Annotated in this window: 25 protein-coding genes and 1 rRNA gene; 14 read left to right on the top strand and 12 right to left on the bottom strand. The window is 62.2% G+C overall.

Annotated features, from left to right (window positions below; genetic code table 11):
- Positions 1-111: ribosomal RNA gene (locus tag GEV02_RS08030) — 16S ribosomal RNA — on the bottom strand; the annotation flags it as partial.
- Between the two features lie 597 nt (positions 112-708).
- Between GEV02_RS08030 and GEV02_RS08025 the strand changes: the two genes are divergently transcribed.
- The 3 genes from GEV02_RS08025 to GEV02_RS08015 all read left to right on the top strand — a co-directional run bounded on the left by GEV02_RS08025 (position 709) and on the right by GEV02_RS08015 (position 4,173).
- Positions 709-2,070: a sensor histidine kinase gene (locus GEV02_RS08025; protein ID WP_152837503.1), complete on the top strand. Its 1,362-nt coding sequence runs from the start codon at positions 709-711 to the stop codon at positions 2,068-2,070.
- Positions 2,071-2,143: 73 nt separating this feature from the next.
- The gene (locus GEV02_RS08020) at positions 2,144-2,905 is read left to right on the top strand and encodes a LytR/AlgR family response regulator transcription factor (protein ID WP_070270238.1); all 762 of its coding nucleotides are present in this window, start codon (positions 2,144-2,146) and stop codon (positions 2,903-2,905) included.
- A 98-nt stretch (positions 2,906-3,003) separates the two neighbouring features.
- Positions 3,004-4,173 (top strand): sensor histidine kinase, encoded by a 1,170-nt coding sequence (locus GEV02_RS08015; RefSeq protein ID WP_152837502.1) that lies wholly within the window; start codon positions 3,004-3,006, stop codon positions 4,171-4,173.
- On the opposite strand, the gene GEV02_RS08010 is transcribed toward GEV02_RS08015, so the two are convergent.
- The 3 genes from GEV02_RS08010 to GEV02_RS08000 form a co-directional block, all read right to left on the bottom strand.
- Complete coding sequence (locus tag GEV02_RS08010; RefSeq protein ID WP_152837558.1) at positions 4,170-5,237, bottom strand: porin; 1,068 nt, start codon at positions 5,235-5,237, stop codon at positions 4,170-4,172. The two genes, GEV02_RS08015 and GEV02_RS08010, sit on opposite strands and share 4 nt — an antisense overlap.
- Before the next feature lie 187 nt (positions 5,238-5,424).
- Positions 5,425-6,078, bottom strand: coding sequence for a class I SAM-dependent methyltransferase (locus GEV02_RS08005; RefSeq protein WP_008446533.1), 654 nt, complete (start codon positions 6,076-6,078; stop codon positions 5,425-5,427).
- Positions 6,079-6,093: 15 nt separating this feature from the next.
- Positions 6,094-7,035, bottom strand: a complete 942-nt coding sequence (locus GEV02_RS08000) for a CysB family HTH-type transcriptional regulator (RefSeq protein ID WP_008446531.1) — start codon at positions 7,033-7,035, stop codon at positions 6,094-6,096.
- Positions 7,036-7,186: 151 nt separating this feature from the next.
- On the opposite strand from GEV02_RS08000, the gene GEV02_RS07995 reads away from it, so the two are divergent.
- From GEV02_RS07995 to GEV02_RS07960, 8 genes are all read left to right on the top strand, one after another.
- Positions 7,187-8,884: a nitrite/sulfite reductase gene (locus tag GEV02_RS07995; RefSeq protein ID WP_152804087.1), complete on the top strand. Its 1,698-nt coding sequence runs from the start codon at positions 7,187-7,189 to the stop codon at positions 8,882-8,884.
- Entirely contained in the window at positions 8,877-9,470 is a 594-nt protein-coding gene (locus tag GEV02_RS07990) for a DUF934 domain-containing protein (RefSeq protein WP_152837501.1), read from the top strand. The genes GEV02_RS07995 and GEV02_RS07990 overlap by 8 nt, the downstream gene beginning before the upstream one ends.
- A gap of 11 nt (positions 9,471-9,481) precedes the next feature.
- Positions 9,482-10,201 carry a phosphoadenylyl-sulfate reductase gene (locus GEV02_RS07985; RefSeq protein ID WP_152837500.1) on the top strand — a complete coding sequence of 240 codons (720 nt, stop codon included), beginning with the start codon at positions 9,482-9,484 and terminating at the stop codon, positions 10,199-10,201.
- A gap of 32 nt (positions 10,202-10,233) precedes the next feature.
- Positions 10,234-11,166 carry a sulfate adenylyltransferase subunit CysD gene (gene cysD, locus GEV02_RS07980; protein ID WP_008446524.1) on the top strand — a complete coding sequence of 311 codons (933 nt, stop codon included), beginning with the start codon at positions 10,234-10,236 and terminating at the stop codon, positions 11,164-11,166.
- A complete protein-coding gene (locus tag GEV02_RS07975; protein WP_152837499.1) occupies positions 11,166-12,473 on the top strand; it encodes a sulfate adenylyltransferase subunit 1 in 1,308 nt (435 codons plus the stop codon). Before cysD ends, GEV02_RS07975 begins: the two co-directional genes overlap by 1 nt.
- A gap of 88 nt (positions 12,474-12,561) precedes the next feature.
- Positions 12,562-13,323: a uroporphyrinogen-III C-methyltransferase gene (gene cobA, locus GEV02_RS07970; protein WP_152837498.1), complete on the top strand. Its 762-nt coding sequence runs from the start codon at positions 12,562-12,564 to the stop codon at positions 13,321-13,323.
- A gap of 39 nt (positions 13,324-13,362) precedes the next feature.
- A complete protein-coding gene (locus tag GEV02_RS07965) occupies positions 13,363-14,106 on the top strand; it encodes a hypothetical protein (protein ID WP_152837497.1) in 744 nt (247 codons plus the stop codon).
- Positions 14,106-14,879, top strand: a complete 774-nt coding sequence (locus tag GEV02_RS07960; protein WP_328595751.1) for a glutaminyl-peptide cyclotransferase — start codon at positions 14,106-14,108, stop codon at positions 14,877-14,879. The genes GEV02_RS07965 and GEV02_RS07960 overlap by 1 nt, the downstream gene beginning before the upstream one ends.
- Here the strand turns inward: GEV02_RS07960 and GEV02_RS07955 are convergent.
- A complete protein-coding gene (locus tag GEV02_RS07955; RefSeq protein WP_152837496.1) occupies positions 14,857-15,723 on the bottom strand; it encodes a LysR family transcriptional regulator in 867 nt (288 codons plus the stop codon). The two genes, GEV02_RS07960 and GEV02_RS07955, sit on opposite strands and share 23 nt — an antisense overlap.
- Positions 15,724-15,817: 94 nt before the next feature.
- On the opposite strand from GEV02_RS07955, the gene GEV02_RS07950 reads away from it, so the two are divergent.
- On the top strand, positions 15,818-16,315 hold the full coding sequence (locus GEV02_RS07950; RefSeq protein WP_152837495.1) for a lipocalin-like domain-containing protein: 498 nt from the start codon (positions 15,818-15,820) through the stop codon (positions 16,313-16,315).
- Here the strand turns inward: GEV02_RS07950 and GEV02_RS07945 are convergent.
- The 3 genes from GEV02_RS07945 to lptF are packed head-to-tail and all read right to left on the bottom strand — an operon-like array spanning position 16,292 to position 18,956.
- The gene (locus GEV02_RS07945; RefSeq protein ID WP_152837494.1) at positions 16,292-16,681 is read right to left on the bottom strand and encodes a sirohydrochlorin chelatase; all 390 of its coding nucleotides are present in this window, start codon (positions 16,679-16,681) and stop codon (positions 16,292-16,294) included. The two genes, GEV02_RS07950 and GEV02_RS07945, sit on opposite strands and share 24 nt — an antisense overlap.
- Before the next feature lie 2 nt (positions 16,682-16,683).
- Entirely contained in the window at positions 16,684-17,853 is a 1,170-nt protein-coding gene (gene lptG, locus GEV02_RS07940) for an LPS export ABC transporter permease LptG (protein ID WP_152837493.1), read from the bottom strand.
- Positions 17,850-18,956: an LPS export ABC transporter permease LptF gene (lptF, locus tag GEV02_RS07935; RefSeq protein ID WP_235922693.1), complete on the bottom strand. Its 1,107-nt coding sequence runs from the start codon at positions 18,954-18,956 to the stop codon at positions 17,850-17,852. The genes lptG and lptF overlap by 4 nt, the downstream gene beginning before the upstream one ends.
- Before the next feature lie 131 nt (positions 18,957-19,087).
- On the opposite strand from lptF, the gene GEV02_RS07930 reads away from it, so the two are divergent.
- Positions 19,088-20,581 carry a leucyl aminopeptidase gene (locus GEV02_RS07930; protein ID WP_152837491.1) on the top strand — a complete coding sequence of 498 codons (1,494 nt, stop codon included), beginning with the start codon at positions 19,088-19,090 and terminating at the stop codon, positions 20,579-20,581.
- Positions 20,582-20,593: 12 nt separating this feature from the next.
- On the opposite strand, the gene GEV02_RS07925 is transcribed toward GEV02_RS07930, so the two are convergent.
- The 3 genes from GEV02_RS07925 to GEV02_RS07915 are packed head-to-tail and all read right to left on the bottom strand — an operon-like array spanning position 20,594 to position 21,721.
- The gene (locus GEV02_RS07925) at positions 20,594-21,058 is read right to left on the bottom strand and encodes a hypothetical protein (RefSeq protein WP_152837490.1); all 465 of its coding nucleotides are present in this window, start codon (positions 21,056-21,058) and stop codon (positions 20,594-20,596) included.
- A 60-nt stretch (positions 21,059-21,118) separates the two neighbouring features.
- Positions 21,119-21,307, bottom strand: coding sequence for a DUF1653 domain-containing protein (locus GEV02_RS07920; protein WP_152804112.1), 189 nt, complete (start codon positions 21,305-21,307; stop codon positions 21,119-21,121).
- A gap of 6 nt (positions 21,308-21,313) precedes the next feature.
- A complete protein-coding gene (locus GEV02_RS07915) occupies positions 21,314-21,721 on the bottom strand; it encodes a hypothetical protein (RefSeq protein WP_008446505.1) in 408 nt (135 codons plus the stop codon).
- A 417-nt stretch (positions 21,722-22,138) separates the two neighbouring features.
- On the opposite strand from GEV02_RS07915, the gene xth reads away from it, so the two are divergent.
- On the top strand, positions 22,139-22,903 hold the full coding sequence (gene xth / locus GEV02_RS07910) for an exodeoxyribonuclease III (RefSeq protein WP_152837489.1): 765 nt from the start codon (positions 22,139-22,141) through the stop codon (positions 22,901-22,903).
- On the opposite strand, the gene GEV02_RS07905 is transcribed toward xth, so the two are convergent.
- The gene (locus GEV02_RS07905; protein ID WP_152837488.1) at positions 22,904-26,539 is read right to left on the bottom strand and encodes a bifunctional diguanylate cyclase/phosphodiesterase; all 3,636 of its coding nucleotides are present in this window, start codon (positions 26,537-26,539) and stop codon (positions 22,904-22,906) included.
- Positions 26,540-26,630: the final 91 nt, after the last annotated feature.

Raw genomic sequence — 26,630 nt, 5'->3', positions numbered from 1 at the left:
TACTCACCCGTTCGCCACTCGCCGCCAGGTTGCCCCGCGCTGCCGTTCGACTTGCATGTGTAAGGCATGCCGCCAGCGTTCAATCTGAGCCAGGATCAAACTCTTCAGTTTAATCTCTGTTTATTTGCTATTTCTAGCACCGTCATTGCTGACGGGTCGCTCACTCAAAATACTGACAGGCCACTTCTTGCGAAGCGCCTATTTCATTACTTCTTGTGAACATTTGATATTTTAAGTATCAGCAGGACTAGCCTGCTGTGCACTTTCATCAAACGTCCACACTTATCGACTGTTAATTTTTAAAGAACTTATTCGGTACTGCTTGCTTGCTGCGGAGCGTTGTGTCCGTCAGCGAAGAAGAAAGAGTATGAAGCGTTTAGATCGTTTCGTCAACCCCTTCTTTTTTCCGCTTCACTCAGCATTTTCATGCGTCGTTCTGCGAGGGGGCGAACTATAGCAAACGAGAATGGATTCCGCAAGTGCGCTACGACGTTTAATATTTTTCGCGCCATCCTCCTCTTCCGCTCTCCTCGCCTCCCATTCCCGTCTTTCTGCAGCCTGTCGCATGCCCATGGTTTCCATGCCAGCCATCCCTTACAGTTGCATCGTCCCAATAGCATTGTCATTCCGGGCAATATGGAAGCTCTCAACAGTTGATCGTTAAGCTACACTTGCCGCTTGCATGACAATACAGAACGAAAGCCTCACATGTTTCCGATGCCTAAAACGCAAGACACCCTGAAAACCGCCGGCGCCTGGCTGCACCGCGGCTTCGATGCGACCGCCACCTGGGTAACGCAGCTGTCGTGGTGGAAGTTCCTGGTGTTCGCAGTGTTGACGCTGATTGCCGGCTCCATCCTGCAAGACGAGCTGTTCTCGTCCAGTCCGGACGAAGAAGTCGTCATCAAAAACGACAAGCATTCGAAACGCAAGAACGGCGACACCAACATCCTGATTGACGACAGCGGCATCCACTTCAACCCGCGCGGCAAGATCCGCAACAAGGATGTCGATAAAACCGACAAGAGCGATTCATCCGATTCCAGCAGCGACGACAGCAAGGGCGTTCCTGTCGCACCACCGGCCCCGCCAGCCGAGCCGGCCAACCCGGCACAGCCCGCCGAACCAGCCGAGCCGGCTGCCCCCGCAGGCAAGGCCGGCAAACCCGCCAAGCCGGGAGTCGCCTCCGTCCCCGCCCTGCCCACCCTGCCAGGCGAAGAAGTCCACATCGACCTGCCGCCGCAGATCGGTGAAGAGTTGTCGAACGCGATTGAAGAAGCCGTCGACGACGCCGCCGAGCAAAAAGTCACCCGCTACCACCGTCAGGCCTCGACCTGGTTCAAGAGCTTCGTCTCGCTGCTGGTGCTGGCTCTGTTCGGCACCAAGGCGCTGATGGGCGGCAAAAAACGCGCCGAAGCCGAAACCCTGACCGCCAACGCCGCCGTCGAACGTGAATCCATGCAGCGCCAGCTCAGCGAAGCCAAAATGCAGATGATGCAAGCGCAAGTCGAGCCGCACTTCCTGTTCAACACGCTTGCCTCGGTCGAACATCTGATCGAAACCGACCCGCCGCGCGCCTCCGCCATGCAGCGCAGCCTGATCAAATACCTGCGCGCGGTGCTGCCGCAAATGCGCGACAACGCCCTGATTACCAACCTCGGCCGTGAAGCCGACATGGTGGTGGCCTACCTGAACCTGCTGAAAATGCGTATGGAAGAGCGCCTGACCGTGGACTTCGACATCCCCGACGGCCTGCGCACCGCCGCCTTCCCGCCAATGATGCTGCAATCGATGGTGGAAAACGCCATCAAGCACGGCCTCGAAGCCAAGCCCGAGGGCGGCACGCTGAAAGTGCGCGCCGATGTCGCCCACAACAAGCTGCGCGTGATCGTCACCGACGACGGCCTCGGCTTCGGCGCCGTGCCTAGCGACGGCACCGGCCTGGGCCTGATGACCATCCGCGAGCGCCTGAAACTGCTGCATGGCGACCAGGGCCAGCTGCTGATCGCCGCCAACAGCCCAAGCGGCGTCATCGCCACGATCGAAGTGCCGTACCAGTTGTCCAAATAAGATCGATTGATTATTACGGCGATTCGTTGAATAATTAATTGTTTAAATAATTAACATTGCAGAACACACCCACATGCCTACAGCAATCATTGCCGACGACGAACGTTTGATGCGCGACCAACTGCGCATGCGCCTGGGCCAGGTCTGGCCCGAACTGGAAATCATCGGCGAAGCCAAGAATGGCGACGAAGCGATCGAACTGGTCGACCAGCTAAAGCCGGACTTCACCTTCCTCGACATCCGTATGCCCGGCAAGACCGGCATGGAAGCGGCCACGGTCATCGGCAACAAGAGCAACATCGTGTTCGTGACCGCCTACGACGCCTACGCGGTCGAAGCCTTCGAGCGCGGCGCGGTCGATTACGTGCTGAAACCGCCCGAGCAGGAGCGCCTGCAGATCACCGTCGACCGCCTCAAGACCCGCATGAACAAGCCAGCCGCCGACGTCAACGCCAGCGTGACGGCGATGCTGTCGCAACTGGCGGAAAAGATCGCCACGCCGAAACCGGCCTATCTGCAGTGGATACAGGCCAGCATCGGCCAGGACTTGCGCATGATCCCGGTCGAGGAAATCCTGTTCTTCCGCTCCGACGAAAAATACACCTGCGTGCAGACCGAGCGCTATGAAGCGCTGATCCGCAAGCCGGTGCGCGACCTGGCGGAAGAACTCGACCCTGCACTGTTCTGGCAGATCCACCGCGCGACGCTGGTCAACGTCAACGCCATCGAAGGCGTGACGCGCGACATCCGTGGCCGCCATCTGGTCATGATCAAGGGCAAGCCGGACAAGCTGGAAGTCAGCCGCAGCTTCCTGCACCTGTTCAAGCAAATGTAATTCCCGCAGACGCCGAGCGCGTCTGCGTCAAATCAATCCCCTGCCCTGCACTTGCATTAGTGTGTACCCACGCGGCCGCCGGCCGCATGGAGACGCGCATGGGTCGCACCCGATCATTGCTACTGCTTGCGGGCGCGGTCGCGCTGGCCAGCCGGCTGTCCTGGCGCATGGGCTGGCAATGCGCCAGGACAGCCGCCGCCCACAAGCGCAGCCGGGGCATCATCCAGCACGCCAGCGACGCCATCATCTCCACCGACGAGCGCCAGCACATCCTGCAAGCCAATCCCTCCGCCGCCGCCATGTTCGGCACCACGGTGCAGGCGATGGAAGGCTCGCCCTTGCACCGCTTCATCCCGCGCGACCAGCGCCAGAACAACGAACCCACGACCACCCGCTATTTCGGCGACACCGGCATCCGCCTGCGCATGAAGGGCCGCCGCGCCAGCGATTACGCGGTGACAGGGCTCAAGGCCGGTGGCCAGCACTTCCCGCTGGAGGGGTCGATCTCGTCGCTGGCGGAAAACGGCCACCGCATCTACACCATCATCCTGCGCGACATCACCGAGCGCAAGCAGGTGCAGGAGCAGCTGGAACAGTCGTACTCGCAGCTGCGCGAGCTGTCTGCAGCGCTGCAGACGATACGCGAGGAAGAGCGCAAGCACATCGCCCGCGAACTGCACGACGACCTCGGCCAGCTGCTGGCGACGCTGCGGGTGGACCTGGCGCTGCTGCAACAGCAGCACAGCAACGACGCCGTGGCCCGCAAGCTGCAGGCCGGCATGGACGAGCTGCTGATGTCGGCGATCACGTCGCTGCGGCGCATCGCCAGCAATCTGCGGCCGCGCGCGCTCGATGAGGGCGGTTTGTATTTTGCGCTGGAGAGCTTGCGTCAGGAATTCGTGGCCCGCTACGGCATCGCCTGCACGCTGGACGCGAATGAAGAGGATTTGATACTCGATGACGCCTACAGCACAGCCATCTTCCGCATCGCGCAGGAAGCGCTGACCAACATCACCCGCCACGCCGAGGCGCGCAAGGTCATGCTGTCGCTGTACCGCACCGATTCACTGCTGCAAATCACGATACACGACGACGGCCGCGGCATCGCCGAAAAGGACATGGACAAAGCGTCGTCCTTCGGCCTGATCGGGATGCGCGAACGCGTCTGGGCACTGCATGGCGACATTTCCATCGTCAGCGACGGCGGCACCCGGATCATGATCCGGCTGCCGCTGCCTCCTCAGGAAAATCCCGCCAGTATTGCTTAGAAGGCGTGACGGATGCCGACGTTGAAGGCCTTGTCGCCGCTACCAGCTTCGTTGTTGTTACCAACGGTGTAGCCAGCGCCGTTCTTGTTCTTGATCTTGGCGTAGGCGACGTAGATGCCGGTACGCTTCGACAGCGAGTGCAGGTAGCCCAGAGCCCACTGGTCGGCGTCCTGGTTGTTGACGGTCTTGTCGTTCTTGCGGATGTACGAAGCCATGATGGTGCCGCTAGGAGCGACTGGCACTTGCACGCCGATCAGCAGGTCGTTGCTGTCAACGCTGGCTTTCGGAGCCACGGCGTAGCCGTAGGCGTTGGCCACTGGCAGGGCTGCGCTGTTCACGCCTTTGTCTGCGCCGTAGGCGAAGTAGGCTTTAACAACCTGGAAGTCGTAGTTGATCGCGAACAGGGTGTTGCGGCCGCTGTCTTGCAGCTTGGCCGGGGTGGCGCCGACGGCGGCGGTGTCGTTGTTGCGGTTGTTGTACACCAGACGCGCGTTCAGCGGGCCGTTGGCGTAGTTCAGGCCGAAGCCGAACTGACGGCCGGCGGTCGAGCTGCCAGCCTGCTCGCCCAGCGAGTACAGACCTTCGGCGCTGAAGCCTTCAACGCTAGGCGATGCGTAGACCAGGGCGTTGCTGGTGCGGGTGTTGGCGCCAGCAGCTGGGAACAAGTTCTTGATGCTGCCTGCGTAGCCGGCGCCGAACGGGTCAGCGACCTGGCTCATGGCGTTGTACAGCATGGTGTATTGACGACCGATGGTCAGGGTGCCGGCTTCCTTGCTTTTCAGGCCGACGAACGATTGACGGTTGAACAGGGCGCTGTTGGCGTTGTCCAGCGCGCCATCATCCACTTTCACGCCGGTTTCCAGGGTGAAGATAGCCGACAGACCGCCGCCCAGATCTTCCGTACCGCGGAAGCCCAGACGCGACTGGCCGCCGATACCGCTGGTGACTTTGGTCACGCTGCCAGCAGCGCCGCCGCGCTCGCCGACCAGGCCGGCATCGACCAGGCCATAGATCGTGACATTCGATTGCGCTTGTACTTGGGCTGCGAAACCGCCGATGATCATTGCTACCAGAGTAAGTTTTTTCACTTGATGTTCTCTACTGAAGGTTGAAAGAAGTAACTGCATGTAATGAATCTACGGGGCGAATCATGCCTATCAATTACTTCAACAATGTGACATTGACCATTTGTTGTAATTCGACATCAATAAAAAAAAGCCGCTAAAAGCGGCTTTTCGGGGCTGAACGGGCTTATTTCAAGCGGCAGCTGAGCAGGTAGTAGTACTCCATGCGTTCGATGCGGACCTGCCGCGCCGACGTCGCGAAGCGCTTGCGCAGCGTACTATCGGTCAGGTAATTCTTCATCACTTCGTAGCGCTGGCCGTCGTCGGCCGTCAGGATCTGGAAGGTATTGCCTTCCAGGTCGGTGCGGGCGAATACCATGCTGTTGCCATCGACATAAGTTTCATCGAGCAACACCAGCAGCACATCCTTGCCCAGCTTGGTGCGCAGCGTCTTCAGGTATTTTTCCTGGTCTTCACGCTTGACGTGGGCCCACAGGCCGGCAGCGAACACCGCCGTGTACTTGCCTTCCAGGCCATCCGGCAGGTTGAAGGCGTCCATCACGCCGAAGCTGACGACATCCTCGTCCAGGCCGCGGGTTTCGGCCAACGCGATCATTTCCGGCAGCAGGTCGGTGGCGTGCACCGATTCCGCCACTTCGGCGATCAGGTCGGTCCAGTAAGCGGTGCCGCAGGCCAGTTCCAGCACCTTGTGGCCCTGGAACAGCTCGGCAACCATTTCCTGCAGGTCATCCAGATCGTCGAAGCGCTCTTCCTGCGCGTAGACCTGGTCATAGTTATCGGCGTTGACGGCATAAAATTGTGCCAACTGATTGGTAATCATGTCTTACTTTCTAATTTACAGTTCGTAGTGCTCTTTTTCACCGCTCATGGCTTGCTCGATCAACTTGCGGTTGAGCGTAGGCGCCAGCAGTTCAATAAAGGTGTAGATATAGCTGCGCAGATAAGCCCCCTGCTTGACCGCCACCCGCGACACATTCATGCCGAACAGGTGGCCCACGGGGATGGCGCGCAGGTTCTTGTCGCGCTCGGCGTCGAAGGCCATGCCCGCTATGATACCAATCCCCATGCCCAACTCCACATAAGTCTTGATCACGTCGGCGTCGATGGCTTCCAGCAGCACGTCCAGCTTCAGCCCGCGCAGGGAGAAGGCATGGTCGATCTTGCTGCGGCCGGCAAAGGCGCCATCGTAAGTGATAATCGGGAAAGCGGCAATTTCTTCCAGCGTAACCTGCTTGGATTTAAGCAAAGGATGGTCCGGCGCCACCACCACCACGTGTTCCCATTGGTAACACGGCAATGTTATCAATCCAGTCACGCCGGCGATGGACTCGGTGGCGATGGCCAGGTCGGCCTGGTCGCGCTGGACCATTTCGGCGATCTGTTGCGGATTACCTTGCAACAAAGACAACCTCACCTTGGGAAACTTCAGCATGAAAGCCTGCACCACTTTCGGCAGCGTGTAGCGCGCCTGCGTGTGTGTGGTGGCGATGGTAAAACTGCCACTATCCTGGGCCGCATATTCCTTACCGATGCGCTTCAGGCTGTCGATCTCCTGCATAATTAACTCCACCGATTCCAGCACCAGCCGCCCCGGTTCGGTCAGGCCGCGGATACGCTTGCCGTGCCGGGTGAAGATATCGACGCCCAACTCCTCCTCCAGCTCGATAATCGCCTTGGACACGCCCGGCTGCGACGTAAACAGCGCCTTGGCGGCGTCGGTCAGGTTGTAATTCTGGCGTACAGCTTCGCGCACAAAGCGCAGTTGGTGAAGGTTCATTGCAGATCCAGGCCCATCATAAATTGAACGTCCATGCTTATACCCAATACGTATATAAGCAAATAAAGACTAAGTCGTATGGAATAAAGACGAAGTTTATTACTATTAGCGCTAGTTTGGGGGTTCTAGCAAGCGACTATCTAGGAAGAATATGTATCAATACGACCAATATGACCATCTTATCGTGCGTGAACGCATCGCCCAGTACCGCGATCAGGTGCGCCGCCGCCTGTCCGATGAGCTGACCGAAGCCGAATTCCTGCCGCTGCGCCTGCAAAACGGCCTGTATATGCAGCGTCACGCCTACATGCTGCGCATCGCCGTGCCTTACGGCCTGCTGGCGTCCAGGCAAATGCGCATGTTTGCCCAGATCGCCCGCAAGTACGATCGCGGCTACGGCCACTTCACCACCCGCCAGAACATCCAGTTCAACTGGATCGAGCTGGAACAGACCCCGGACATCCTGAGCGACCTGGCCTCGGTGGAGATGCACGCCATCCAGACCTCGGGCAACTGCATCCGCAACACCACCTCCGATCCGTACGCCGGCGTCGCCGCCGACGAGATCATCGATCCGCGTCCGTACGCCGAGGTGCTGCGCCAGTGGTCCACCTTCCACCCTGAGTTCATCGCCCTGCCGCGCAAATTCAAGGTAGCCATCAACGGCGCCGTCGAAGACCGCGCCGCCATCGCCGTACACGACATCGGCCTGACCGTGGTGCGCAACGACGCCGGCGAGATCGGCTTCAAGTTCATGGCCGGCGGCGGCATGGGCCGCACGCCCATCCTGGGCAGCGTGATCCGCGACTTCCTGCCATGGCAGCACCTGCTGACCTACACCGAAGCCGTGATGCGCGTATATAACCAGTACGGCCGCCGCGACAACAAGTACAAGGCCCGCATCAAGATCCTGCTGAAAGCCATCGGCGTCGAGGAATTTACCCGTCAGGTCGAAGCCGAATGGACCGACCTCAAAGACGGCCCGGAAACGCTGACCGTCGAAGAGATGCAGCGCGTGATCGACTACTTCCAGCCGCCCGCATATAAACAGCTGGACGACAGCGACGTCGCTGCTCTTCCTGGCGCAAGCGCCAACAAGGCCTTCGCCAACTGGGTCAACCGCAACGTCAAGCCGCACAAACAGCCTGGCTATGCCGCCGTGGTGCTGTCGCTGAAGAAGACCGGCGTGCCGCCGGGCGACGCCACCGCCGAACAGATGGACTTCATGGCCGACCTGGCCGACCGCTACAGCTTCGGCGAACTGCGCGTCACGCACGAACAGAACATCGTGCTGGCCGACGTCGAACAGTCGCAGTTGTACACGCTGTGGGAACAGGTCAAGGCCAAGGGCCTGGCGACGCCGAACATCGGCCTGCTGACCGACATGATCTGCTGCCCTGGCGGCGACTTCTGCTCGCTGGCCAACGCCAAATCGCTGCCGATCGCCGCCGCCATCGCGGAGCGCTTCGACAATATCGACTTCCAGCACGACATCGGCGAGATCGAACTGAATATCTCCGGCTGCATCAACGCCTGCGGCCACCACCATGTCGGCAGCATCGGCGTGCTGGGCGTCGACAAGGACGGCAGCGAATGGTATCAGGTGTCGATCGGCGGCTCGCAGGGCAACAACGCCGCCATCGGCAAGATCATCGGACCATCGTTCTCCGCGCTGCAAATGCCGGAAGTGATCGGCCGCCTGCTGCAGGTCTATGTGCGCGATCGCTACGAGGACGAATCGTTCGCCGACTGTGCGCAGCGCCTCGGCATCGCACCGTTCAAGGAATTTGTGTACGCCACGCCGATCGCCGAAGCCGGTCGCCTGGTTGGAGAGGATGAATATGTCTGACGTTAAAAACCTGATCATCAAGGGCCGCGAAGTTGTCGAAGACAGCTGGCACGTGCTGCGCGCGCCGGAAGCGGCCGACGGCGGCGTCGCCCCCGAAGCCGACGCCATCGCCGCCCTGCCCGTCCCGGCGGGCAAAGTGATCGTGCCGGTCGCCGTCTGGAACGCCCAGCGCGAATCGCTGCTGGCGCGCGCCGAAGCCGGCGAAATCGGCGTCTGGATCGCCAGCGACGAACGCCCTGAAGCACTGAAGGACGACCTGTCGAAATTCGCCGTGATCGCCGTCGACTTCCCTAAATTCACCGATGGCCGCGGCTACTCGATCGCCTACAACCTGCGCACCCGCCTGGGCTGGACCGGCGAACTGCGCGCCATCGGCGACGTGCTGCGCGACCAGCTGTTCTCGATGCAGCGCGTCGGCTTCGACGCCTACGCCACGCGTCCCGACCGCAGCATCCACGATGCGCTCAAAGGCCTGTCCGATTTCTCGGAGACCTACCAGGCGTCGGTGGACCAGAAAGTGCCGCTGTTCCGCCGCCATGCGCGCAACGTCGGCGTCAAAGACGGCGATGCCGGCTACGGTATCTGAACGGAGCGAACATGAGTGACCTGAGCAAGCTGATTGCGGACACCAGCGCCACGCTGAACCGCATCGCCAGCGAACATAGCCCGGCGGTCTTCGCCTCCAGCCTGGCGGCCGAAGACATGGTGCTGACCGATTTGATCCTGAAGGCCAAGCTGAATATCGGCATCTTCTCGCTGGAGACCGGCCGCCTGCATCCCGAAACGCTGGCCATGCTGGACCGCGTGAAGGAACACTACGACGGCTACGAGATCGCCCTGTACAAGCCTGAGACCGAAGCGATCGACGCCTACGTCGCGCAGAACGGCCTGAACGCCTTCTACGACAGCGTCGAGATGCGCCGCGAATGCTGCCGCATCCGCAAGGTGGAGCCGCTGGGCCGCGCCCTGGCCGGCAACAAGGCCTGGGTCACGGGCCAGCGCCGCGCGCAGTCGGCCACCCGCACCTCGCTGATGGTGGAAGAAGACGATCCGGCGCATTTCATGACCAAGTTCAATCCGCTGGCCGACTGGTCGGAGGAAGACGTCTGGAACTACATCCGCGACAACGGCGTGCCGTACAACGCGCTGCACGATCAGGGTTATCCATCGATAGGCTGCGCACCATGCACGCGCGCCATCGAACCGGGTGAAGACGTCCGCGCCGGCCGCTGGTGGTGGGAGAATCCGGAATCGAAGGAATGCGGCCTGCACATGGTCGACGGCAAACTGATACGCATTAAATCCGTGGCGGCGTAATCCCGCCACACCAAAAGAATAGGCATAGTCCCATGAACGCTATAGTTGAAAACCACGCCGCGCATGTCAATGCACGCCACCTCGACGCCCTGGAATCCGAAGCGATCCACATCATGCGCGAAGTGGCGGCCGAGTGCAGCAACCCTGCCCTGCTGTTCTCAGGCGGTAAAGACTCGGTGGTCCTGCTGCGGATCGCGGAGAAGGCTTTCCGCCCCGGCAAATTCCCGTTCCCGCTGGTGCACGTCGATACCGGCCATAACTTCGCCGAAGTGATTACCTTCCGCGACAAACGCGTGGCCGAACTGGGCGAGCGCCTGATCGTCGGCTCGGTCGAAGAGTCGATCAAAAAAGGCACGGTGCGCCTGCGTAATCCGCTGACCGATTCGCGCAACGCCGCGCAGGCGGTCACGCTGCTGGAGACCATCGCCGAACACGGCTTCGACGCCTGCATCGGCGGCGCGCGCCGCGACGAAGAGAAGGCCCGCGCCAAAGAGCGCATCTTCTCCTTCCGCGACGAATTCGGCCAGTGGGATCCGAAGTCGCAGCGCCCGGAACTGTGGGACTTGTATAACACCCGCGTTCATCCAGGCGAAAACATGCGCGTGTTCCCGATCTCGAACTGGACCGAACTCGATGTGTGGCAGTACATCGCCCGCGAAAAGCTGGAACTGCCGCCGATCTACTTCGCCCACGAGCGCCAGGTCATTCCGCGCAACGGCCTGCTGGTGCCGCTGACCGACCTGACCCCGGCCCGCGAAGGCGAAACCGTCGAAACGCAAGTGGTGCGCTTCCGCACCGTCGGCGACATCTCCTGCACCTGCCCGGTGTCGTCGGATGCGGCCACGGTGGAACAGATCATCGCCGAAACCGCAGTCACGCAGATCACCGAACGCGGCGCCACCCGGATGGACGATCAGACCTCCGAAGCCTCGATGGAAAAACGTAAGAAAGCAGGATACTTCTGATGAACGCACTGAATGAAAACCTGACCGAGCGCGGACTGCTGCGCTTCATCACCGCCGGCTCCGTCGACGACGGCAAGTCCACCCTGATCGGCCGCCTGCTGTTCGACAGCAAAGGCATTTTCGCCGACCAGCTGGACGCCATGTCACGCTCCAAGCACAAGCGCACCGTCGGCGACGCCGTAGACCTGTCGCTGCTGACCGACGGCCTGGAAGCCGAACGCGAACAAGGCATCACCATCGACGTGGCCTACCGTTACTTCGCCACGCCGAAGCGCAAGTTCATCATCGCCGACACGCCGGGCCACGAGCAGTACACCCGCAACATGGTCACAGGCGCCTCGACCGCCGATGCCGTCATCATCCTGATCGACGTCTCGAAGGTGAAGCTGCATGACGACGGCAGCGTCGACCTGCTGATCCAGACCAAGCGCCACTCGACCATCGCCCACCTGCTGCAGATCGAGCACGTGGTGGTCGCGGTCAACAAGATGGACCTGGTGAACTACGATCAGGCGATCTACGACCGCATCGTCAAAGCCTACCGCGAGTTCGCCGAAACGCTGGGCTTGAAGGACATCACGCCGATTCCGCTGTCCGCCCTGACCGGCGACAACGTCGTCGACGCCAGCGAGAAACTGAGCTGGTACAAGGGCCCGACGCTGATCGAGCTGCTGGAATCGCTGTCGGTGTACGACGAATCGCACAACGCGCCGTTCCGCTTCCCAGTACAGCTGGTGGCACGCCACAACGGCCACGAAGCCAACGACTTCCGCGGCTACATGGGCCGCATCGAAGCGGGCAAGGTCTCGGTTGGCGACAAGCTGGTGGTGCAGCCGTCCGGCCAAGCCGCTACGGTCAAGGATATCGTCACGCTGGAAGGTTCGCATCAATCGGCGGTGGTCGGCCAATCGGTCACGCTGCTGCTGAACGAATACCTGGACATCTCGCGCGGCGACCTGCTGGCCGGCGCCGACCAGCCTGCGACCCTGCTCAAGCAGCTGAAGGCCGATGTATGCTGGATGTCCGACGAGCCGCTGGACCAGCGCCGCAAATACTGGATCAAGCACGGCACCAAGCAGACTTCGGCCAAGATCACCGGCATCGAGTCGCTGTTGGACATCAACACCCAGCAGCGCCACAGCGCCGAAGGCTTGAAGCTGAACGACATCGCCCGCATTGGCCTGACCGTGCAGCAGCCGCTGGCGGCCGACGCCTATGCCGATATCCGCGCGACCGGCGCCTTCATCCTGATCGACGAAGTCACGCACCAGACCGTCGCTGCAGGCATGATCCGCTTGGGCGAGTAGCCAATACGTCATTCCCGCGCAGGCGGGAATCCATACTCAGCATGGACTCCCGCTTGCGCGGGAGCGACGAGCCAACAAAGGAATCACGATGGTCATCCTCGGAAAAGTCTACCTTATCGGCGCCGGTCCCGGCGCCCAGGACTTGATCACCCTGCGCGGCGCGCGCCTGCTGGCGCAAGCCGACGTGGTGCTGCACGACGCGCTGGTGACGGCCGAGATGCTGGAGCTGTGCCCTCAAGCCGAGAAGATCCTGGTCGGCAAACGCTATGGCCAGCTGTCGACCGCGCAGCAGTTTATCAACAAGCAGATGGTCGACAACGCCAAGAAGTTCCCGCTGGTGGTGCGCCTCAAAGGCGGCGACCCGATGATGTTCGGCCGCGCCGACGAAGAACTGCGCGCGCTGGAAGAAGCCGGCGTCGACGTCGAAGTCGTCCCCGGCATCACCACCGCGCTGGCCGCAGCCGCCGCCAGCAAGCAGCCGCTGACCAAGCGCGGCGTGGCGCGCAGCGTCGCCTTCTTCACCTCCTCCACCGCGCCCGAGCACTCGGCCCACGACGCCATGCCCGACACCGACACGCTGGTGCAGTACATGGGCGGCCGCGAAGCCGTCGCCACGGCCGAACGCCTGCTGGCGCAAGGCCGCCTTCCGGACACGCCGGTGGTGGTCATCGAAAATTGCAGCCGGCCGGACCAGCAAATCCGCCGCCTGACCATCGCCTCGCTGGCGCAAGGCCTGGGCGCGGCCCACGGCCCGGTGCTGGTGATGCTGGGCGACGCGATGCAAACCCGCCCCCACCAGGCCAGCGACGCGACGCCACTCCCTTCAGCAGTACAGCAACTGCGCGCCTGATCCGTAATAGAATGTCCATTCATACCAAACGAGGTAGCAATGGACACTGTACAAGAAGTGCTGGAACGCGCATGGACCGCCCACTCGGCGGGCGGTTTCGATAACGCGCTCAAGGACTACATCTGGCTGTTCGACGCCAGCGCCGCCGATGAGGAAACCGCGCCGCTGCGCCTGTCCTACGTGCTGAGCGCCTGGGCCAAGCTTGCGGAAGAATACCTGCCGGCCCGCCATGCGCTGGTCGAAGTGCGCGATCGCGACAGCAAACGCCTGCTGGCCAGTGCCGACGGCGACAGCGAAACCGCCGCCGCCCTGTTCAACGACATCCGCGCAATCAACGACAAGCTGGGCGACTTGCAAAACACCTACCACCTGTTCCAGCAGCTGCCCGAAGCGCTGGCGCGGCAGTGCGCCCGCTCGGCGCTGCCTTCGCTGATGGCCTGTGGCGACTACGCGCTGGCCCGCCAGCACCTGCCGCAACCCTTGCAGCATCTGGCGCAGGCGGCGGCAGTGTTCAACGAGCGCCGCGCCGGCATGAACGTGCTGACCACCGCCGGCGTGGCCGATCTGCTGGCCGAGGTGTACAACTACATCGTCGAACTGGCGCTGGTACTGGACTTGCTGGACGGCTGCGGCGATACTGCTGCGGCGGAAGCGGCGCGCGAGCAGGCGGTAACGCTGGTGCAGTCGCCGGAAGCGCGCGCCTGCGTGCAGGCGGAACTCGACGCCCCCGGCACAACGCTGGACGCCATGATCGAACTGCAAAACTCTTCAGTGACCGAATAGTGAAAACGAACTACGCCCAAGCCCTCCTTCTCCTCGCACTGCTGCCGGTAGCCGCCCATGCTCCCGCCGCCATCCCCACCTACGATTTCAAGGTCGTCCGCGCCTACCCGCACGATCCGCAGGCCTTCACCGAAGGGCTGCTGTACCGCGACGGCTTCCTGTACGAGAGCACCGGCCTGAATGGCAAATCGTCGATCCGCAAGGTGGAGCTGGAGACCGGTAAAGTCGTCAAGAGCAAGGACATTCCGCCGCAGTACTTCGGCGAAGGACTGACGGCATGGCAGGACACGCTGGTCGGCCTGACCTGGCAGACCCACACCGGCTTCGTGTTCGACCTGGCCACCTTCGAAATGCGCAACCAGTTCGCCTATCCCGGCGAAGGCTGGGGCCTGGCGCAGAACGGCAAGGAGCTGATCATGAGCGACGGCACGGCCAACCTGCGCTTCCTCGATCCCAAGACCTTCCTCGAAGTGCGCCGCGTGAAGGTGACGGCGGACGGCATCCCGGTCGACCAGGTCAACGAGCTGGAAGTGGTGGGCGACGAAATCTTCGCCAATCTGTGGCACACCAACACCATCGCCCGCATCGATCCGGCCAACGGCAAGATCACCGGCTGGATCGACCTGGGCAAACTGTATCCCGACGCCGGCAAGGGCCTCAACGGCGAGAACGTCATGAACGGCATCGCTTACGACGCCGAGAAGAAGCGCCTGTTCGTGACCGGCAAGCTGTGGCCCAAACTTTACGAAATCAAGATCGTCCCGCGGAAGTAAACAACGCAATCAGCTCATCGGCCACCGCGCGCACCTGCGCGGCGCGCCGCACATCCTCGTGCATGACGATCCACAGCTTGCGCTTGACCGGGCAGGCCGGCGTGTCGATGGGCGCCAGGCCGCCGCGCCGCAAATCGAACAGGTACTCCGGCAGCACCGCAACGCCGCAGCCGCCCAGCGCCGCCTGGTACAAAGCGCCCAGGTCATTGGAACGCAGGCAGTAGCGGCGCCCGTCTCGCACCTTCTCCAGCCATTGCTGCTGCGGCGTCTCCTGCATCAGCTCATCGTAGCCGACAAACTCCCACTGCTCCGGCGCGCGCGCCGCCAGGTAGTCCGGGCTGGCGTACAGGCCGTAGGCGATCGTCGTCAACGCCCGCACCGCCAGCCCCGGCGCATCGGGGCGCTTGAAGCGCAACGCGATATCCGACTCGCGCCGCATCAGATCCGTCTCGCGTGCCTCGCCGCGCAGATCCAGCTCGATGCCGGGTAGCCGGAGCAGCGCGGTCTTCAGGCGCGGCGCCAGCAGATAGGCCGACAGCGCAGGCGGCGCCGACACCCTCACCTTCCCGCTCAGCGCAGCGCTGCCGCTGGCCGCCCGCATCAGGCCATGCAAGTTCTCTTCCATCTTGCGCGCATGCGGCACCAGCGCCTTGCCGGCCGCCGTCAGCGACCAGCCTCTCGGAAAGCGGTCGAACAGCTTCACCGCCAGCGCCGTCTCCAGCGCATCGATGCGCCGCGCCACGGTGGTGTGCTCGACCCCGGCCGCCCGCGCGGCACCGCTCAGCGTGCCGGCATCGTGCAGGGCCAGGAAGTATCGGAGGTGATCCCAGTCTGGTTGGCTCATTGTGCAATTATGCACATATATCGGGCGGATTTCGCTAATTTCGTTCAGATCGGTTTAGCGCTATCGTGGCTCCATCACCATCACGGAGAACGCCATGAAACTGCTGAACCGATTATTTTGCCTCGTCATGTGGGTGCCCGCCACGCAGGCGGCCGGAGCGCCCGCAGCGCCAGACTTCCCGCTGGCCGGCACCTGGACGCTGGTCGCCGCCGACCAGCTGCTGCCGGACGGCACGCGCATCCACGACTACGGCGAAGCGCCCGCCGGCCTGATGATGATCGACAAACAAGGCCGCTACAGCGTGCAGATCTACCGCACCGGGCGTCCGCACTTTGCCGGCGGCGACAAGAAGAACGGCACGCCGGCCGAGTTCGAGGCCGCCGTCTTCGGATCGAGCACGCACTTCGGCACCGTCGCCATCGACAGCGAGGCGCGCACGCTAACCTTCAGCATCGCCAACGCGGCTTTTTCAAACTGGGAGGGTACGCAGCAGAAGCGCGCCTATGAATTGAACGGGGATGAACTGAGCTACCGCGTGCCGGCCAGGCCGGACGGGCATATACCGCTGTCAGTCTGGCGTCGCGCGCGCTGACAGCGAGGCCACGCAGTAGTCGGACAGCGCATTAAGCACGGCCGCGTTCTCGCCGGCCGCATCGACCACCGTGATCGATGCCTGCGGATGATCGATGCGCAGCTGCTCGACCATCAGCGGCAGGTCGCGCAGCACGTGGCCGCCCTGCCCCAGGAACACCGGCACCACGGTGATGTGCGCGGTGCCGCCGGCGACCAGTTCGGCCACCAGCTCGGGCAGGCTCGGTGTCATCAATTCCAGAAAGGCCAGCGACACGCTCACGTCCGGCGTGCGCGCCTGCGTCAGCTCGCGCAACCGTTCGAACGGCGCAGCCCACGATGCGGCGCGCGCGCCGTGCGCAAATAAAACCAATGCCTGCTTACTCATGACTAATGCCTCTCCACCCACCACAGGGCTCCCAACGCCAGCGCCAGGAACAGCATGCTGGGCGCGAGCGCCGTGACGAACGCAGGGAAGGCGCTCAGCATGCCTAGATGCGAGAACAGCGAGTTCACCAGCTGGAAGCTCACACCGATCATGATACCAACAAAGATCTTCAGACTCACGCCGCCGCTGCGGGTGTGCAGATAGCCGAACGGCAGCGCCAGCGCCATCAGCACGAAGATCGCCAGCGGGTCGAACAGCTTCTTCCAGAACGCGATCTTGAAGCGCTCGGTCTCCTGCTTGTTCTCCTGCAGGTGGCGGGTGTAGACGGCCAGCTCGTTGGCCGACATGCGCTCGGGATCGGAACCTGCCACCGACAGGATCTTAGGCGTCACCTCGGACAGCAAATTCTTGGTGACGCTGTGTCGGGTTTCGATCAGGCTCGTGTCCTGGGCGAAGTTGTTGGCCAGGTTGGCCTGGCTGCCCGGTTTCAGCAGCGCCGGATTGGTGAAGAGATTTTCCGTCACATCCGACAGCTGCCAGTTGTTGTCGCCCTTGAAGGTACCGGTCTTGGCCAGCGTGATCGAACGCAGACGGAAGCTGGTGTCGAATTCATACAGCTTGACGTCGACCAGCGTGCCGTCCGGGCTGACCTGGCGCGCATTGAAGAAGCGCGTGCCGATGACCATGCCGCGCATGCCTTCGGACTTGACGATATCCTTGGTCCACAGGCCGGAGCGGAACTCCGACGAGATCGCGGCGCCACGGGCGCTCAGCTTGATCTTCTCGGCCAGCGGCGCGGTGCGCGGCGCCACCAGTTCGCCGAAGATGAAGGTGATCACCACCAGCACCAGGCCGACCTTGGCCAGCATCCCCGCCACCATGCCGGTCGACATGCTGGCCGCGCGCATGATGGTGAACTCGGAGGTGGCCGCGAACTGCGCCATCGTGTAGATGGTGCCGATCAGCGCCGCCAGCGGCATCACTTCATACACGTGGGCCGGCAGCCGCACCAGCACATACAGGAAGGCATACTGGATGGTGTAGCCGTTCTGGCCGACCGACGGCAGCTCGCCCGTCAAATCCATGAAGGCCTGCAGCGCCAGCAAGGCGACCAGCAGGAATGCCACCGCCTGCAAAATGGTGACGGCAAAATAGCGTTGCAGGATCTTCATGGCGATACGGCTTTCTTGTCAGCGGCGCGCGAGCGCTTCAGCGCCGCCAGCAATGCCAGCGGATGGTAACGGTGGTTCAGGTTCAAACGCCAGGCGAACAGCCCGAACACCAGCAGCGCCACGGCCAGGTGCAGCGGCCACCAAGACAGCGCGAACATCGACTTGCCCTGCTTGACGTTGGCCTCCACCAGCTTGACCAGATTGCTGTAGCTGAAGAAGATCAGCAGCGAGATAATCAGGTTGGCCGAGCTGCCGGCGCGCGGATTGACGAAGCCCAGCGGAATCGCCAGCAATATCAGCAGCAGGCAGGTGATGGGCGACGAGATCCGCCACAGCAGCTCCGCGCGGCCGACCGGCGTGGTGTCGTACAGCAGATCCATGATCGGCACGGCGGCGATATTACGCTCCGTCTCCAGATCCTGATTGTGGTTGGTCACGCGCATGCTGTAGCTTTCGAACTCCATGGTCTGGAAGTCCGACTGGCCCGGCATGCCCTGGTAACGGCGGCCGTTCTTCAGCACCAGATAGCGCTCGCCTTTGGGCCCGGTACTGACCACGCCTTCGCGCGCGACGATGACGGCGGTGCCGTGTTCATCGACCGTGTTGACGAACACGTTCTGCACTACCGAAGTCTTGCCCTCCACGCCCTCGACGAAGAATATGCGGTTGGTCGACGTGGATTCCTTGAACTGGCCCGGCGACACCTTCTGCAAATCCTCGCGCTTCTGGAAGCGCTCCACGTATTCCAGGCTTTTCAGCTTGGCCCACGGCGTGGCGACGAAGCTCAGGCCCGCCGTCACCAGGATCAGCGGCAGGCCAAACACCAGCACCGGCGCGATCCAGCGGGTCAGACTCAGGCCGGAAGCGAACCACACCACCATCTCGGAATCGCGATAGGTGCGGGTAACGACCATCAGCACTGAAATAAAGCTGGTGAGGATCACAATAGTTGGCAGATAATTCAAGGCTGCGAAGGCGATCAGCGCGACGACATCGCCGGAGGCGACCTTGCCGCCGGCGGCCATGCCAAGAACCGTAATCAGGGTCCAGGTAACGCAGATGCTGAACAGCACAGTGAAGGTGGCCCCGGCGGTACTTGCCATTTCACGTCGTAGGGCGCGTTGAAAGATCATTCGAAAGTTATAATTCGGTAGTTAAGGGCCTCACAGGGCCACAAGTTTAAATAACAGCCTGATAAACAGGCTGGCAATTCGTACACGACACGGAGAATCAAATGGACTTTAGCATAAAAGCATTCGACACAAAAAACACCATCGCATCGGCCAAGGCCGGCGTTGTCGCCGTCGCGGTCTTTGAGAACAAGAAGCTGTCGCAAGCCGCCAAGGCGTTGGACGGCTCCGGTGAAATCACGGCTGCGCTGAAGTCCGGCGACATCTCCGGCAAGGCCGGCACCACCCTGCTGCTGCGCGGCGTGAAAGGCGCGAGCGCCGAACGCGTACTGCTGGTCGGCCTGGGTAGCGACGATGCCGTCAGCGAGAAGAGCTTCGCCAGCGGCGTGTCCGCAGCGCTGAAGGCATTCTCCTCGCTGGGTACGAGCGACGCTATTATCGCACTGCCGATGGCTGAAGTGAAAGAGCGCGACCTCAATTGGGCGATCCGCTGTGTGGTGCAAAGCGCGCACGAAAGCGTGTTCCGCACCGACGGCCAGAAGAGCAAGAAGGACCCGGCGCCGACCGGCGTGAAGAAAATCGCGCTGGCCGTGCCTAACACCGCCGCCACCAAGCTGGCGCTGGCCCAAGCCGAGGCGATCGCCAACGGCATGGACCTGACCAAGGAACTGGGCAACCTGTCGGCCAACGTCTGCACCCCGACCTACCTGGCCAACACCGCCAAGAAGCTGGGCAAGGACTACAAGTTCGACATCGAAGTACTGGACCGCAAACAACTGGAAGCGCTGAAGATGAACAGCTTCCTGTCCGTGACCAACGGCAGCGAGCAGCCGCCGAAGTTCATCATCCTCAAGCACATGGGCGGCAAGCCTAAGGATGCGCCGGTGGTGCTGGTCGGTAAAGGCATCACCTTCGACACCGGCGGCATTTCGCTGAAAGCCGGTCCTGGCATGGACGAGATGAAGTACGACATGGGCGGCGCCGCTTCGGTACTGGGCACCTTCCGCGCCATCGGCGAGATGAACCTGAAGCTGAACGTGATCGGCGTGATCGCCGCCTGCGAGAACATGCCTTCCGGCCGCGCCACCAAGCCGGGCGACATCGTCACCTCGATGAACGGCCTGACCATCGAGATCCTGAACACCGACGCCGAAGGCCGTCTGGTGCTGTGCGACGCGCTGGCCTACGCCGAGCGCTTCAACCCGGCCGCCGTGATCGACATCGCCACGCTGACCGGCGCCTGCATCGTCGCCCTGGGCCACCACAAGAGCGGCCTGTTCACGCGCGACGACGAAGTGCACAACAAGCTGGCCGACGAGATCATGGCAGCGGGTAAAGCCGCCGGCGACACCGCATGGCGCCTGCCGATCGGCGAGGAATACAACGAGCAGCTGAAGTCCAACTTCGCCGACCTGGCCAACATCGGCACCCCTGGCGGCGCGTCGTGCACGGCGGCGGCGTTCCTGGAGAACTTCACCCGCAAGTACACCTGGGCCCACCTGGACATTGCCGGCACCGCATGGAAATCGGGCGGCGCGAAAGGCGCTACCGGCCGTCCGGTACCGCTGCTGTCGAACTTCCTGATTAATCGGGCATAAGCGCGCGCTTAATCAGTACAAGGTAACACCCGCAGCCGGCGGCGGCAGCGCATCGCGCTCCACCGCCGGGTGCATCACCACCGTCAGCGTGGCTGGATAGTCATAGCCCGCGCCCGTATTCTTGTCGATGAAATAGCCGACACCGGCCGTCAGCGCCAGATTCCCCCACAGATTGCCATCCGCCTTGGAGTCGACCTTCTCATAGGCCCAGCCAGCGCCGTCCTTGCGGCAGTCGATGCGCAGCGGGCCCGCGCTCTTGCGCAGCGTGACGCGTTCCGGCGTGGTGACGAACCATTTGCCGACATCGTTGTACAGCACACAGCCGACGCCCGCGATCTCGCGATGATCGAGCACGGTTTGCACCAGCACGTTTTGTTGGGTGGATTCTGTCAGGGAGGCGCAGCCGGTTATCAATGCCGGCAACGCCGCAGCAGCGAATGCGATTTTCAGCGCAGCTGCAATGGGGCGGAAATACATGGTCTGCCTCAGGGTTAGTGGGTCAGACCAGTGTAGCAGCCCGGGGGCTATTCCATATGCTCAATCAAGCGGCGTAAAGCGTTGCACTTTTACGCCATCGACTTCGATAATTTCAAAAAAAACGTCTTTCGGCCGGGCCCAGATGGACCCGTTGGCGGCACGATAAACGATCATGGTGCTGAGATCGGATTCCAGGGTGGCCTCACATACCAGCTCGTAGAGCCCCCCTTTGTAGTGCTTGAAGCGCATACCGGATCAGGCGTTATGCCGCACCGGTTCCGCAGCCACAGCGCGCTCTTCCGCCTGCTCCTGCTGCTTCTTCTTCAAGCCCTGCACCACTTTCAGGATGTCGTCCATGCCGCGTTCGCCACCCAGGGTGGAGAATGCATCCAGCACTTCGTTCAGCACCTGGTTGCGCACGGCAGCCTCGTCGGAGTTGATGACCGGCGGGCGTTGAACGGCAGCCTTGGCCTTTTCCAGCGCGGCGGCTTCCTTTTGCGCGGCGGTCTTGCGGCCGCCCGGCGTTTTGCCGTGCTCTAACGCTGCCTGCCAGATGACCCAGCGGCGTTGCGTTTCAAAAACCAGATACTCTTCTGGCTTGTCTTCCCGGCGTCGGACGATATGACCGTCTTTTTGCGCCCACGTCTCAAATGCAGCTCGCATTTTCATTCCTTTGTAAATGCGCTACGCGCAATTCACTGTTAAAACCACAAGTAATTTCCGTATAGTACCATTTATTGTTAAGCCACAACATAAAAATGTACCCGGTACCCTGCTATTTTTGATTGCCCAACGGAAACACAAGTTTTCCACTTAATTTGTACCAGTATATTTCTCTTTTGCTTATTTTGTCTTTATTTACCGTTCTATTTTGACAACAACGAGACACTCCTAGCAATTTTTTTTTGATTTCACACATTTTGCAACATTTTAGAGCCTCGTAGTGCGCGCACGAAAGGCTTTTTCATGTTTTTTTATAAAAATCGTCAAATTAACAATCTCATGTGTTAAATCAAGATGCTGTAAGATTGATCCCTGTAGGCTAACCGCCCCCGCTAACCCGCATGGACACAGACTCAGATGAAAATAGCCACTTGGAATGTTAACTCACTCAACGTTCGCCTGACGCACGTCTTGAAATGGCTAGAGGAGAATCCCATCGATGTCCTCTGTATTCAAGAAACAAAATTAACTGACGACAAGTTTCCAGTCGCCGCCATCGAGGCCGCTGGCTACCACGTGGCCTTCAGCGGCCAGAAGACGTACAACGGCGTCGCCATCCTGTCCAAACTGCCGCTGGCAGACGTGGTCAAGAACAATCCGCGCTACGAAGATCCGCAGCAGCGCATCCTGGCCGCCACCATCGACGGCGTGCGCATCGTGTGCGCCTATGTGCCGAACGGCCAGAGCGTCGACTCCGACAAGTACGAGTACAAACTGGGATGGTTGTCCGCCTTCCACGACTGGATCAAGGAAGAAGCCGCCGTCCATCCGCAGCTGGCGGTGCTGGGCGATTACAACATCGCGCCGGAAGACCGCGACGTGCACGATCCTGCCGCGTGGGAAGGCCAGGTGCTGGTGTCCGACAAGGAGCGCGCCGCCCTCACCCGCCTGCTCGACATCGGCCTGACCGATTCCTACCGGCTGTTCGAACAGCCGGAAAAATCGTTCAGCTGGTGGGACTACCGCGCGCTGGGCTTCCGCCTCAACAAAGGCCTGCGCATCGATCACATTCTGCTGTCGAAGGCGCTGGTGGCCCGATGCAGCGCCTGCGTGATCGACCGCGCGCCGCGCAAATGGGAGCAGCCGTCCGACCACGCTCCCGTGATCGCCACGCTCGACTAACTAGAGTCGCGGCAGCAGCAGCTGGGCCGTCGCGTGCGGCACCGGCTGCGAGAACAGATAGCCCTGCGCATACTGGCAGCCGTTGCGCTGCAGTAGCGCGTACTGCCCCTCCGTCTCCACGCCCTCCGCCACCACCGACAGCTGCAGGCTGTCCGACAGCGCGATGATGGCCGCCACGATCGCGCGGTCCTCGGCGCTGTCCTCCAGGTCCTTGATGAAGGCGCGGTCGATCTTGATCTTCTTGACCGGGAAGCGCTTCAGGTAGGCCAGGCTCGAATAGCCCGTGCCGAAATCGTCGATCGACAGGCGGATGCCCATGGCGTTGATCTGGCCCAGGATGTCCAGCGTCTGCTCGCCGTGCTGCATCAGCGCCGTCTCGGTGATCTCGAATTCAATCAGCGAAGGATCGATGCCGGTTTCGTCGAGGATGTCGCGGATCGACGCGATCAGTCCCCGGTGCATGAACTGGCGCGGCGACAGGTTGACCGCCAGCGGCACCGGCGCCAGGCCGGCGCGCTGCCACGCCATGCTTTGCTGGCAGGCCTGGCGTATCACCCACTCGCCGACCGGCACGATCAGGCCATTCTCTTCGATGATGGGGATGAAGTGGTCCGGCAGCACCAGCGTGCCGCCGCGCCGCCAGCGCAGCAGCACTTCCATCGTATGCAGGCGGCGCGTGCCGATATCCATGATGGGCTGGAAGTGCAGCTCGAACTCGTCCTGCACCAGCGCGCTGCGCAGGCTGGACTCCAGTTCGAAGTGCTGCGCCGCCGTCTGGTTCATCGCCTCTTTGAAGTACTGGTAATTGTTCCTGCCGCTGGCCTTGGCGTGGTACATGGCGGCGTCCGCGTGGCGCATCAGCGTTTCGACATCGCCGCCATCGTCCGGATACACGCAGATGCCGATCGACGGCGTGATGTGCAGGTTGCGCCCTTCCAGCGGGAAGCTCTCCGACAGCGCCTCGATGATTTTCTCGGCCACGTGGCTGGCCTCATCGGCGCTGCGGATGCCCGGCACCAGCACCACGAACTCGTCGCCGCCGAGGCGGGCCACGGTATCGCTGGCGCGCACCGCGCGGCACAGACGCGCCGCCACTTCCTTCAGCAGCTGGTCGCCGGTCATGTGGCCCAGCGAATCGTTGATGGTCTTGAAGCGATCGAGGTCGATGAACATCACCGCCAGGCGGCGCTCGGAACGCTGGGCCGCCAGCATGGCGCGGTCCAGCCGGTCCGACAGCAGCGCGCGATTCGGCAGGCCGGTCAGGCTGTCGTGATAGGCCATGTGATGCACACGCGCCTCGGCCTGGCGACGCTCGACGATCTCGCCCTGCAGCAGCGCATTGGCGCCGGCCAGTTCGGCGGTGCGTTCCAGCACCCGCACTTCCAGCTCGTCGCGCGCGCGGCTGACCGCTTCCGCCGCCTCGCGCCGCTCCGTGATGTCGTCCACCAGCCACACCGAACGGCCGGTCGCCATGGCCAGGTCAAACGGCCGGCCCGACAGGCGGCCCCAGAACGTGCTGCCATCCTTGCGCACCAGCTGGTACTCGGAGGCGTGCACGCGGCCGGCGTGGAAATCCTCGGCCGTGGCGGCGCGCGCCGCTTCCCATGCATCCTTGTCGGCGTAGAAGGCCTGCACGCTCAGCTGGTTCATCTCGCCCGGCGCGTAGCCGAACAGCTCTTCCATCTTGGTGTTGCAGCGCAGGTTGCGGCCCTGCTCAACCACCGAGATGCCCAGCACCGCGCTGTCCAGGATGGCCTGGTTTTCCAGCAGCGCGTTGCGCAGCGATTCCTCGGCGCGTTTTTGTTCGGTGCGGTCTTCGATCACCCAGATCGTGCCTTGGGTCGGATCGTCCGGATTGACGACGTAGCCGATCAGCTGCGCCCACATCAGCGTGTCGTCGGCGCGGCGCATTTCGATCTCGGTCTGGAACGGCTTGCCGATCGAGAGGAAAGGATAGGCTTGCGCGCCCAGGCGGTCGTAGGCGTCCTGCGACGGATACAAGGCCAGGCCGGGCAGACCGAGGCCTGCATCGCCATCGTAGCGGAACATCTCGGCGAAGCCGCGGTTGTAGCGCGTGATGACGCGGTTCTTGGTGAACAGGATGCTCATCGAAGCGTTGGTCATGATCGCTTCGACTTCCATCTGCGTCTGGCGCGTGGCGGTCACGTCTTCCAGGATCCAGATGGTGCCGCCTTCGCTGTGCGCATCGTCGACCGCATTGGCGCGCACGCGGCACCAGAACAGGCTGCCGTCGCGGCGCTTGAATTCGTATTCTTTTTTCTCGAACGGCTGGCCGGTGCCCAGCAGCGGCGCGGCCTCGCGGCCGAATTCCTCGTACTGGGCCTGCGACGGGAACACCATCGCCGACGGATGGCCTATCATCTCGTCGATGCTGTAGCCGAACATCTCCGCCATGCGCGGATTACAGCTCAACATGATCTGCGCCTTGCTGAACAGGATGCCGACCGAGGCGTTGTCCAGGATGGCCTTCTGCTCCAGCAGCAGCTGGCGGGTCGCTTCCTCGTGCTGCTTCTGCGCGCTGCGGTCGTCGAAGATCCAGATCGTGTCCTGCTGCGTGCGGCCCGGATTGATCACGTAGCCGAAGGCGTGGGCCCAGAAGGTCGAACCATCCTGGCGCCGCATTTCCATCTCGGCCTGGTATGGTTTGCCGCGCGCCAGCAGCGGCCGCGCTTTCTTCACCACCGCGTCGAACGCCTGCTGCGACGGGTACAGCGTCGATGTCAGCTGGCCGACGCCGTCGTCGTCGCTGAAGCCGAAGAACTCGGCGAAGCGGTGGTTGTAGCGCAGGATGCGGTTGTCGCGCTGGAAGCCGATCGCCAGCGGCGCGCTGTCCATGATGGCCTGCATCTCCAGCAGCGCGCGGCGCAGCTTCTCTTCGTCGATGCGGTGCTCGTTGATGTCTTCCATGATCCACACCGTGCCTTCGGCGGTGTTGATCGGATCGATGGCGCGGCCGAACACGCGCGCCCAGAACAGCGAGCCGTCCTTGCGGCGCAGCTGCGCCTCCTGCATGAAGGACAGGCCCTGCGACAGCGGCGGCCCGGCCTTGCGGCCCATGTCGACGAAGTCCGCTTCGCTCGGATACACGATCACCGAAGCCACGCCCTCCAGCTCCTGGCGGCTGTAGCCCAGCATTTCGGCGCAGCGGATATTGCACTCCTGGATGATGCCGTCCTTGCTGAACAGGATGCCGACGGCGGCATTCTCCAGGATGGCCTGCTGCTCCAGCAGCGTCTTGCGCAGCGAGCGCTGGTCGCGCTCGACCGCGCTGATGTCGTGGAAGACGATGGTGCCGCCCGATGCGCCGGCCGGCAGCGCCTTGGCCTTGGCCTGCACCGACAGGTATTGTCCGTTGGCGCAGGTCAGGCAGCTGTCCCAGCGCACGCCAAAAGTCCCCGACAGCATGGCCGTGTCGAGATGCTCGGCGCTGGCCGCGCGCACGTGGCGCGCAAACAGCTCGGCCGCCGGACGACCGCACGGATCGGCGCCCAGCAAATCGATCAACTCCCAATTGGCGGCCACCACCACGCCGTCATCGCTGTAGGCGCACGCAGGGACGCCGATCAGCGCCAGCGCGTCCGCCACAAAGTCAGGATTAGTCGAAGCTCGATTCATGTACACCAAAAGGCACCCGAAAAAAGATGCCACCTCGCCCGTTACTTCACGGCAGCATAGTTGGCAGATCATAAACCACATTGGGCTCATT

This window comes from Rugamonas aquatica (genome assembly GCF_009380215.1).
GTDB classification, from domain to species: domain Bacteria; phylum Pseudomonadota; class Gammaproteobacteria; order Burkholderiales; family Burkholderiaceae_D; genus Rugamonas; species Rugamonas aquatica_B.
The sequence above is the reverse complement of the archived record's forward strand: the minus strand, read 5'-3'. Positions and strand labels throughout refer to the sequence as shown.

Bases quoted from the DNA above. Each gene is read 5' to 3' on its own strand.
- GEV02_RS08025 (WP_152837503.1), top strand. From the start codon at position 709: ATGTTTCCGATGCCTAAAACGCAAGACACCCTGAAAACCGCCGGCGCC.
- GEV02_RS08020 (WP_070270238.1), top strand. From the start codon at position 2,144: ATGCCTACAGCAATCATTGCCGACGACGAACGTTTGATGCGCGACCAA.
- GEV02_RS08015 (WP_152837502.1), top strand. From the start codon at position 3,004: ATGGGTCGCACCCGATCATTGCTACTGCTTGCGGGCGCGGTCGCGCTG.
- GEV02_RS08010 (WP_152837558.1), bottom strand. From the start codon at position 5,237: ATGATCATCGGCGGTTTCGCAGCCCAAGTACAAGCGCAATCGAATGTC.
- GEV02_RS08005 (WP_008446533.1), bottom strand. From the start codon at position 6,078: ATGATTACCAATCAGTTGGCACAATTTTATGCCGTCAACGCCGATAAC.
- GEV02_RS08000 (WP_008446531.1), bottom strand. From the start codon at position 7,035: ATGAACCTTCACCAACTGCGCTTTGTGCGCGAAGCTGTACGCCAGAAT.
- GEV02_RS07995 (WP_152804087.1), top strand. From the start codon at position 7,187: ATGTATCAATACGACCAATATGACCATCTTATCGTGCGTGAACGCATC.
- GEV02_RS07990 (WP_152837501.1), top strand. From the start codon at position 8,877: ATGTCTGACGTTAAAAACCTGATCATCAAGGGCCGCGAAGTTGTCGAA.
- GEV02_RS07985 (WP_152837500.1), top strand. From the start codon at position 9,482: ATGAGTGACCTGAGCAAGCTGATTGCGGACACCAGCGCCACGCTGAAC.
- cysD (WP_008446524.1), top strand. From the start codon at position 10,234: ATGAACGCTATAGTTGAAAACCACGCCGCGCATGTCAATGCACGCCAC.
- GEV02_RS07975 (WP_152837499.1), top strand. From the start codon at position 11,166: ATGAACGCACTGAATGAAAACCTGACCGAGCGCGGACTGCTGCGCTTC.
- cobA (WP_152837498.1), top strand. From the start codon at position 12,562: ATGGTCATCCTCGGAAAAGTCTACCTTATCGGCGCCGGTCCCGGCGCC.
- GEV02_RS07965 (WP_152837497.1), top strand. From the start codon at position 13,363: ATGGACACTGTACAAGAAGTGCTGGAACGCGCATGGACCGCCCACTCG.
- GEV02_RS07955 (WP_152837496.1), bottom strand. From the start codon at position 15,723: ATGAGCCAACCAGACTGGGATCACCTCCGATACTTCCTGGCCCTGCAC.
- GEV02_RS07950 (WP_152837495.1), top strand. From the start codon at position 15,818: ATGAAACTGCTGAACCGATTATTTTGCCTCGTCATGTGGGTGCCCGCC.
- GEV02_RS07945 (WP_152837494.1), bottom strand. From the start codon at position 16,681: ATGAGTAAGCAGGCATTGGTTTTATTTGCGCACGGCGCGCGCGCCGCA.
- lptG (WP_152837493.1), bottom strand. From the start codon at position 17,853: ATGAAGATCCTGCAACGCTATTTTGCCGTCACCATTTTGCAGGCGGTG.
- lptF (WP_235922693.1), bottom strand. From the start codon at position 18,956: ATGGCAAGTACCGCCGGGGCCACCTTCACTGTGCTGTTCAGCATCTGC.
- GEV02_RS07930 (WP_152837491.1), top strand. From the start codon at position 19,088: ATGGACTTTAGCATAAAAGCATTCGACACAAAAAACACCATCGCATCG.
- GEV02_RS07925 (WP_152837490.1), bottom strand. From the start codon at position 21,058: ATGTATTTCCGCCCCATTGCAGCTGCGCTGAAAATCGCATTCGCTGCT.
- GEV02_RS07920 (WP_152804112.1), bottom strand. From the start codon at position 21,307: ATGCGCTTCAAGCACTACAAAGGGGGGCTCTACGAGCTGGTATGTGAG.
- GEV02_RS07915 (WP_008446505.1), bottom strand. From the start codon at position 21,721: ATGCGAGCTGCATTTGAGACGTGGGCGCAAAAAGACGGTCATATCGTC.
- xth (WP_152837489.1), top strand. From the start codon at position 22,139: ATGAAAATAGCCACTTGGAATGTTAACTCACTCAACGTTCGCCTGACG.
- GEV02_RS07905 (WP_152837488.1), bottom strand. From the start codon at position 26,539: ATGAATCGAGCTTCGACTAATCCTGACTTTGTGGCGGACGCGCTGGCG.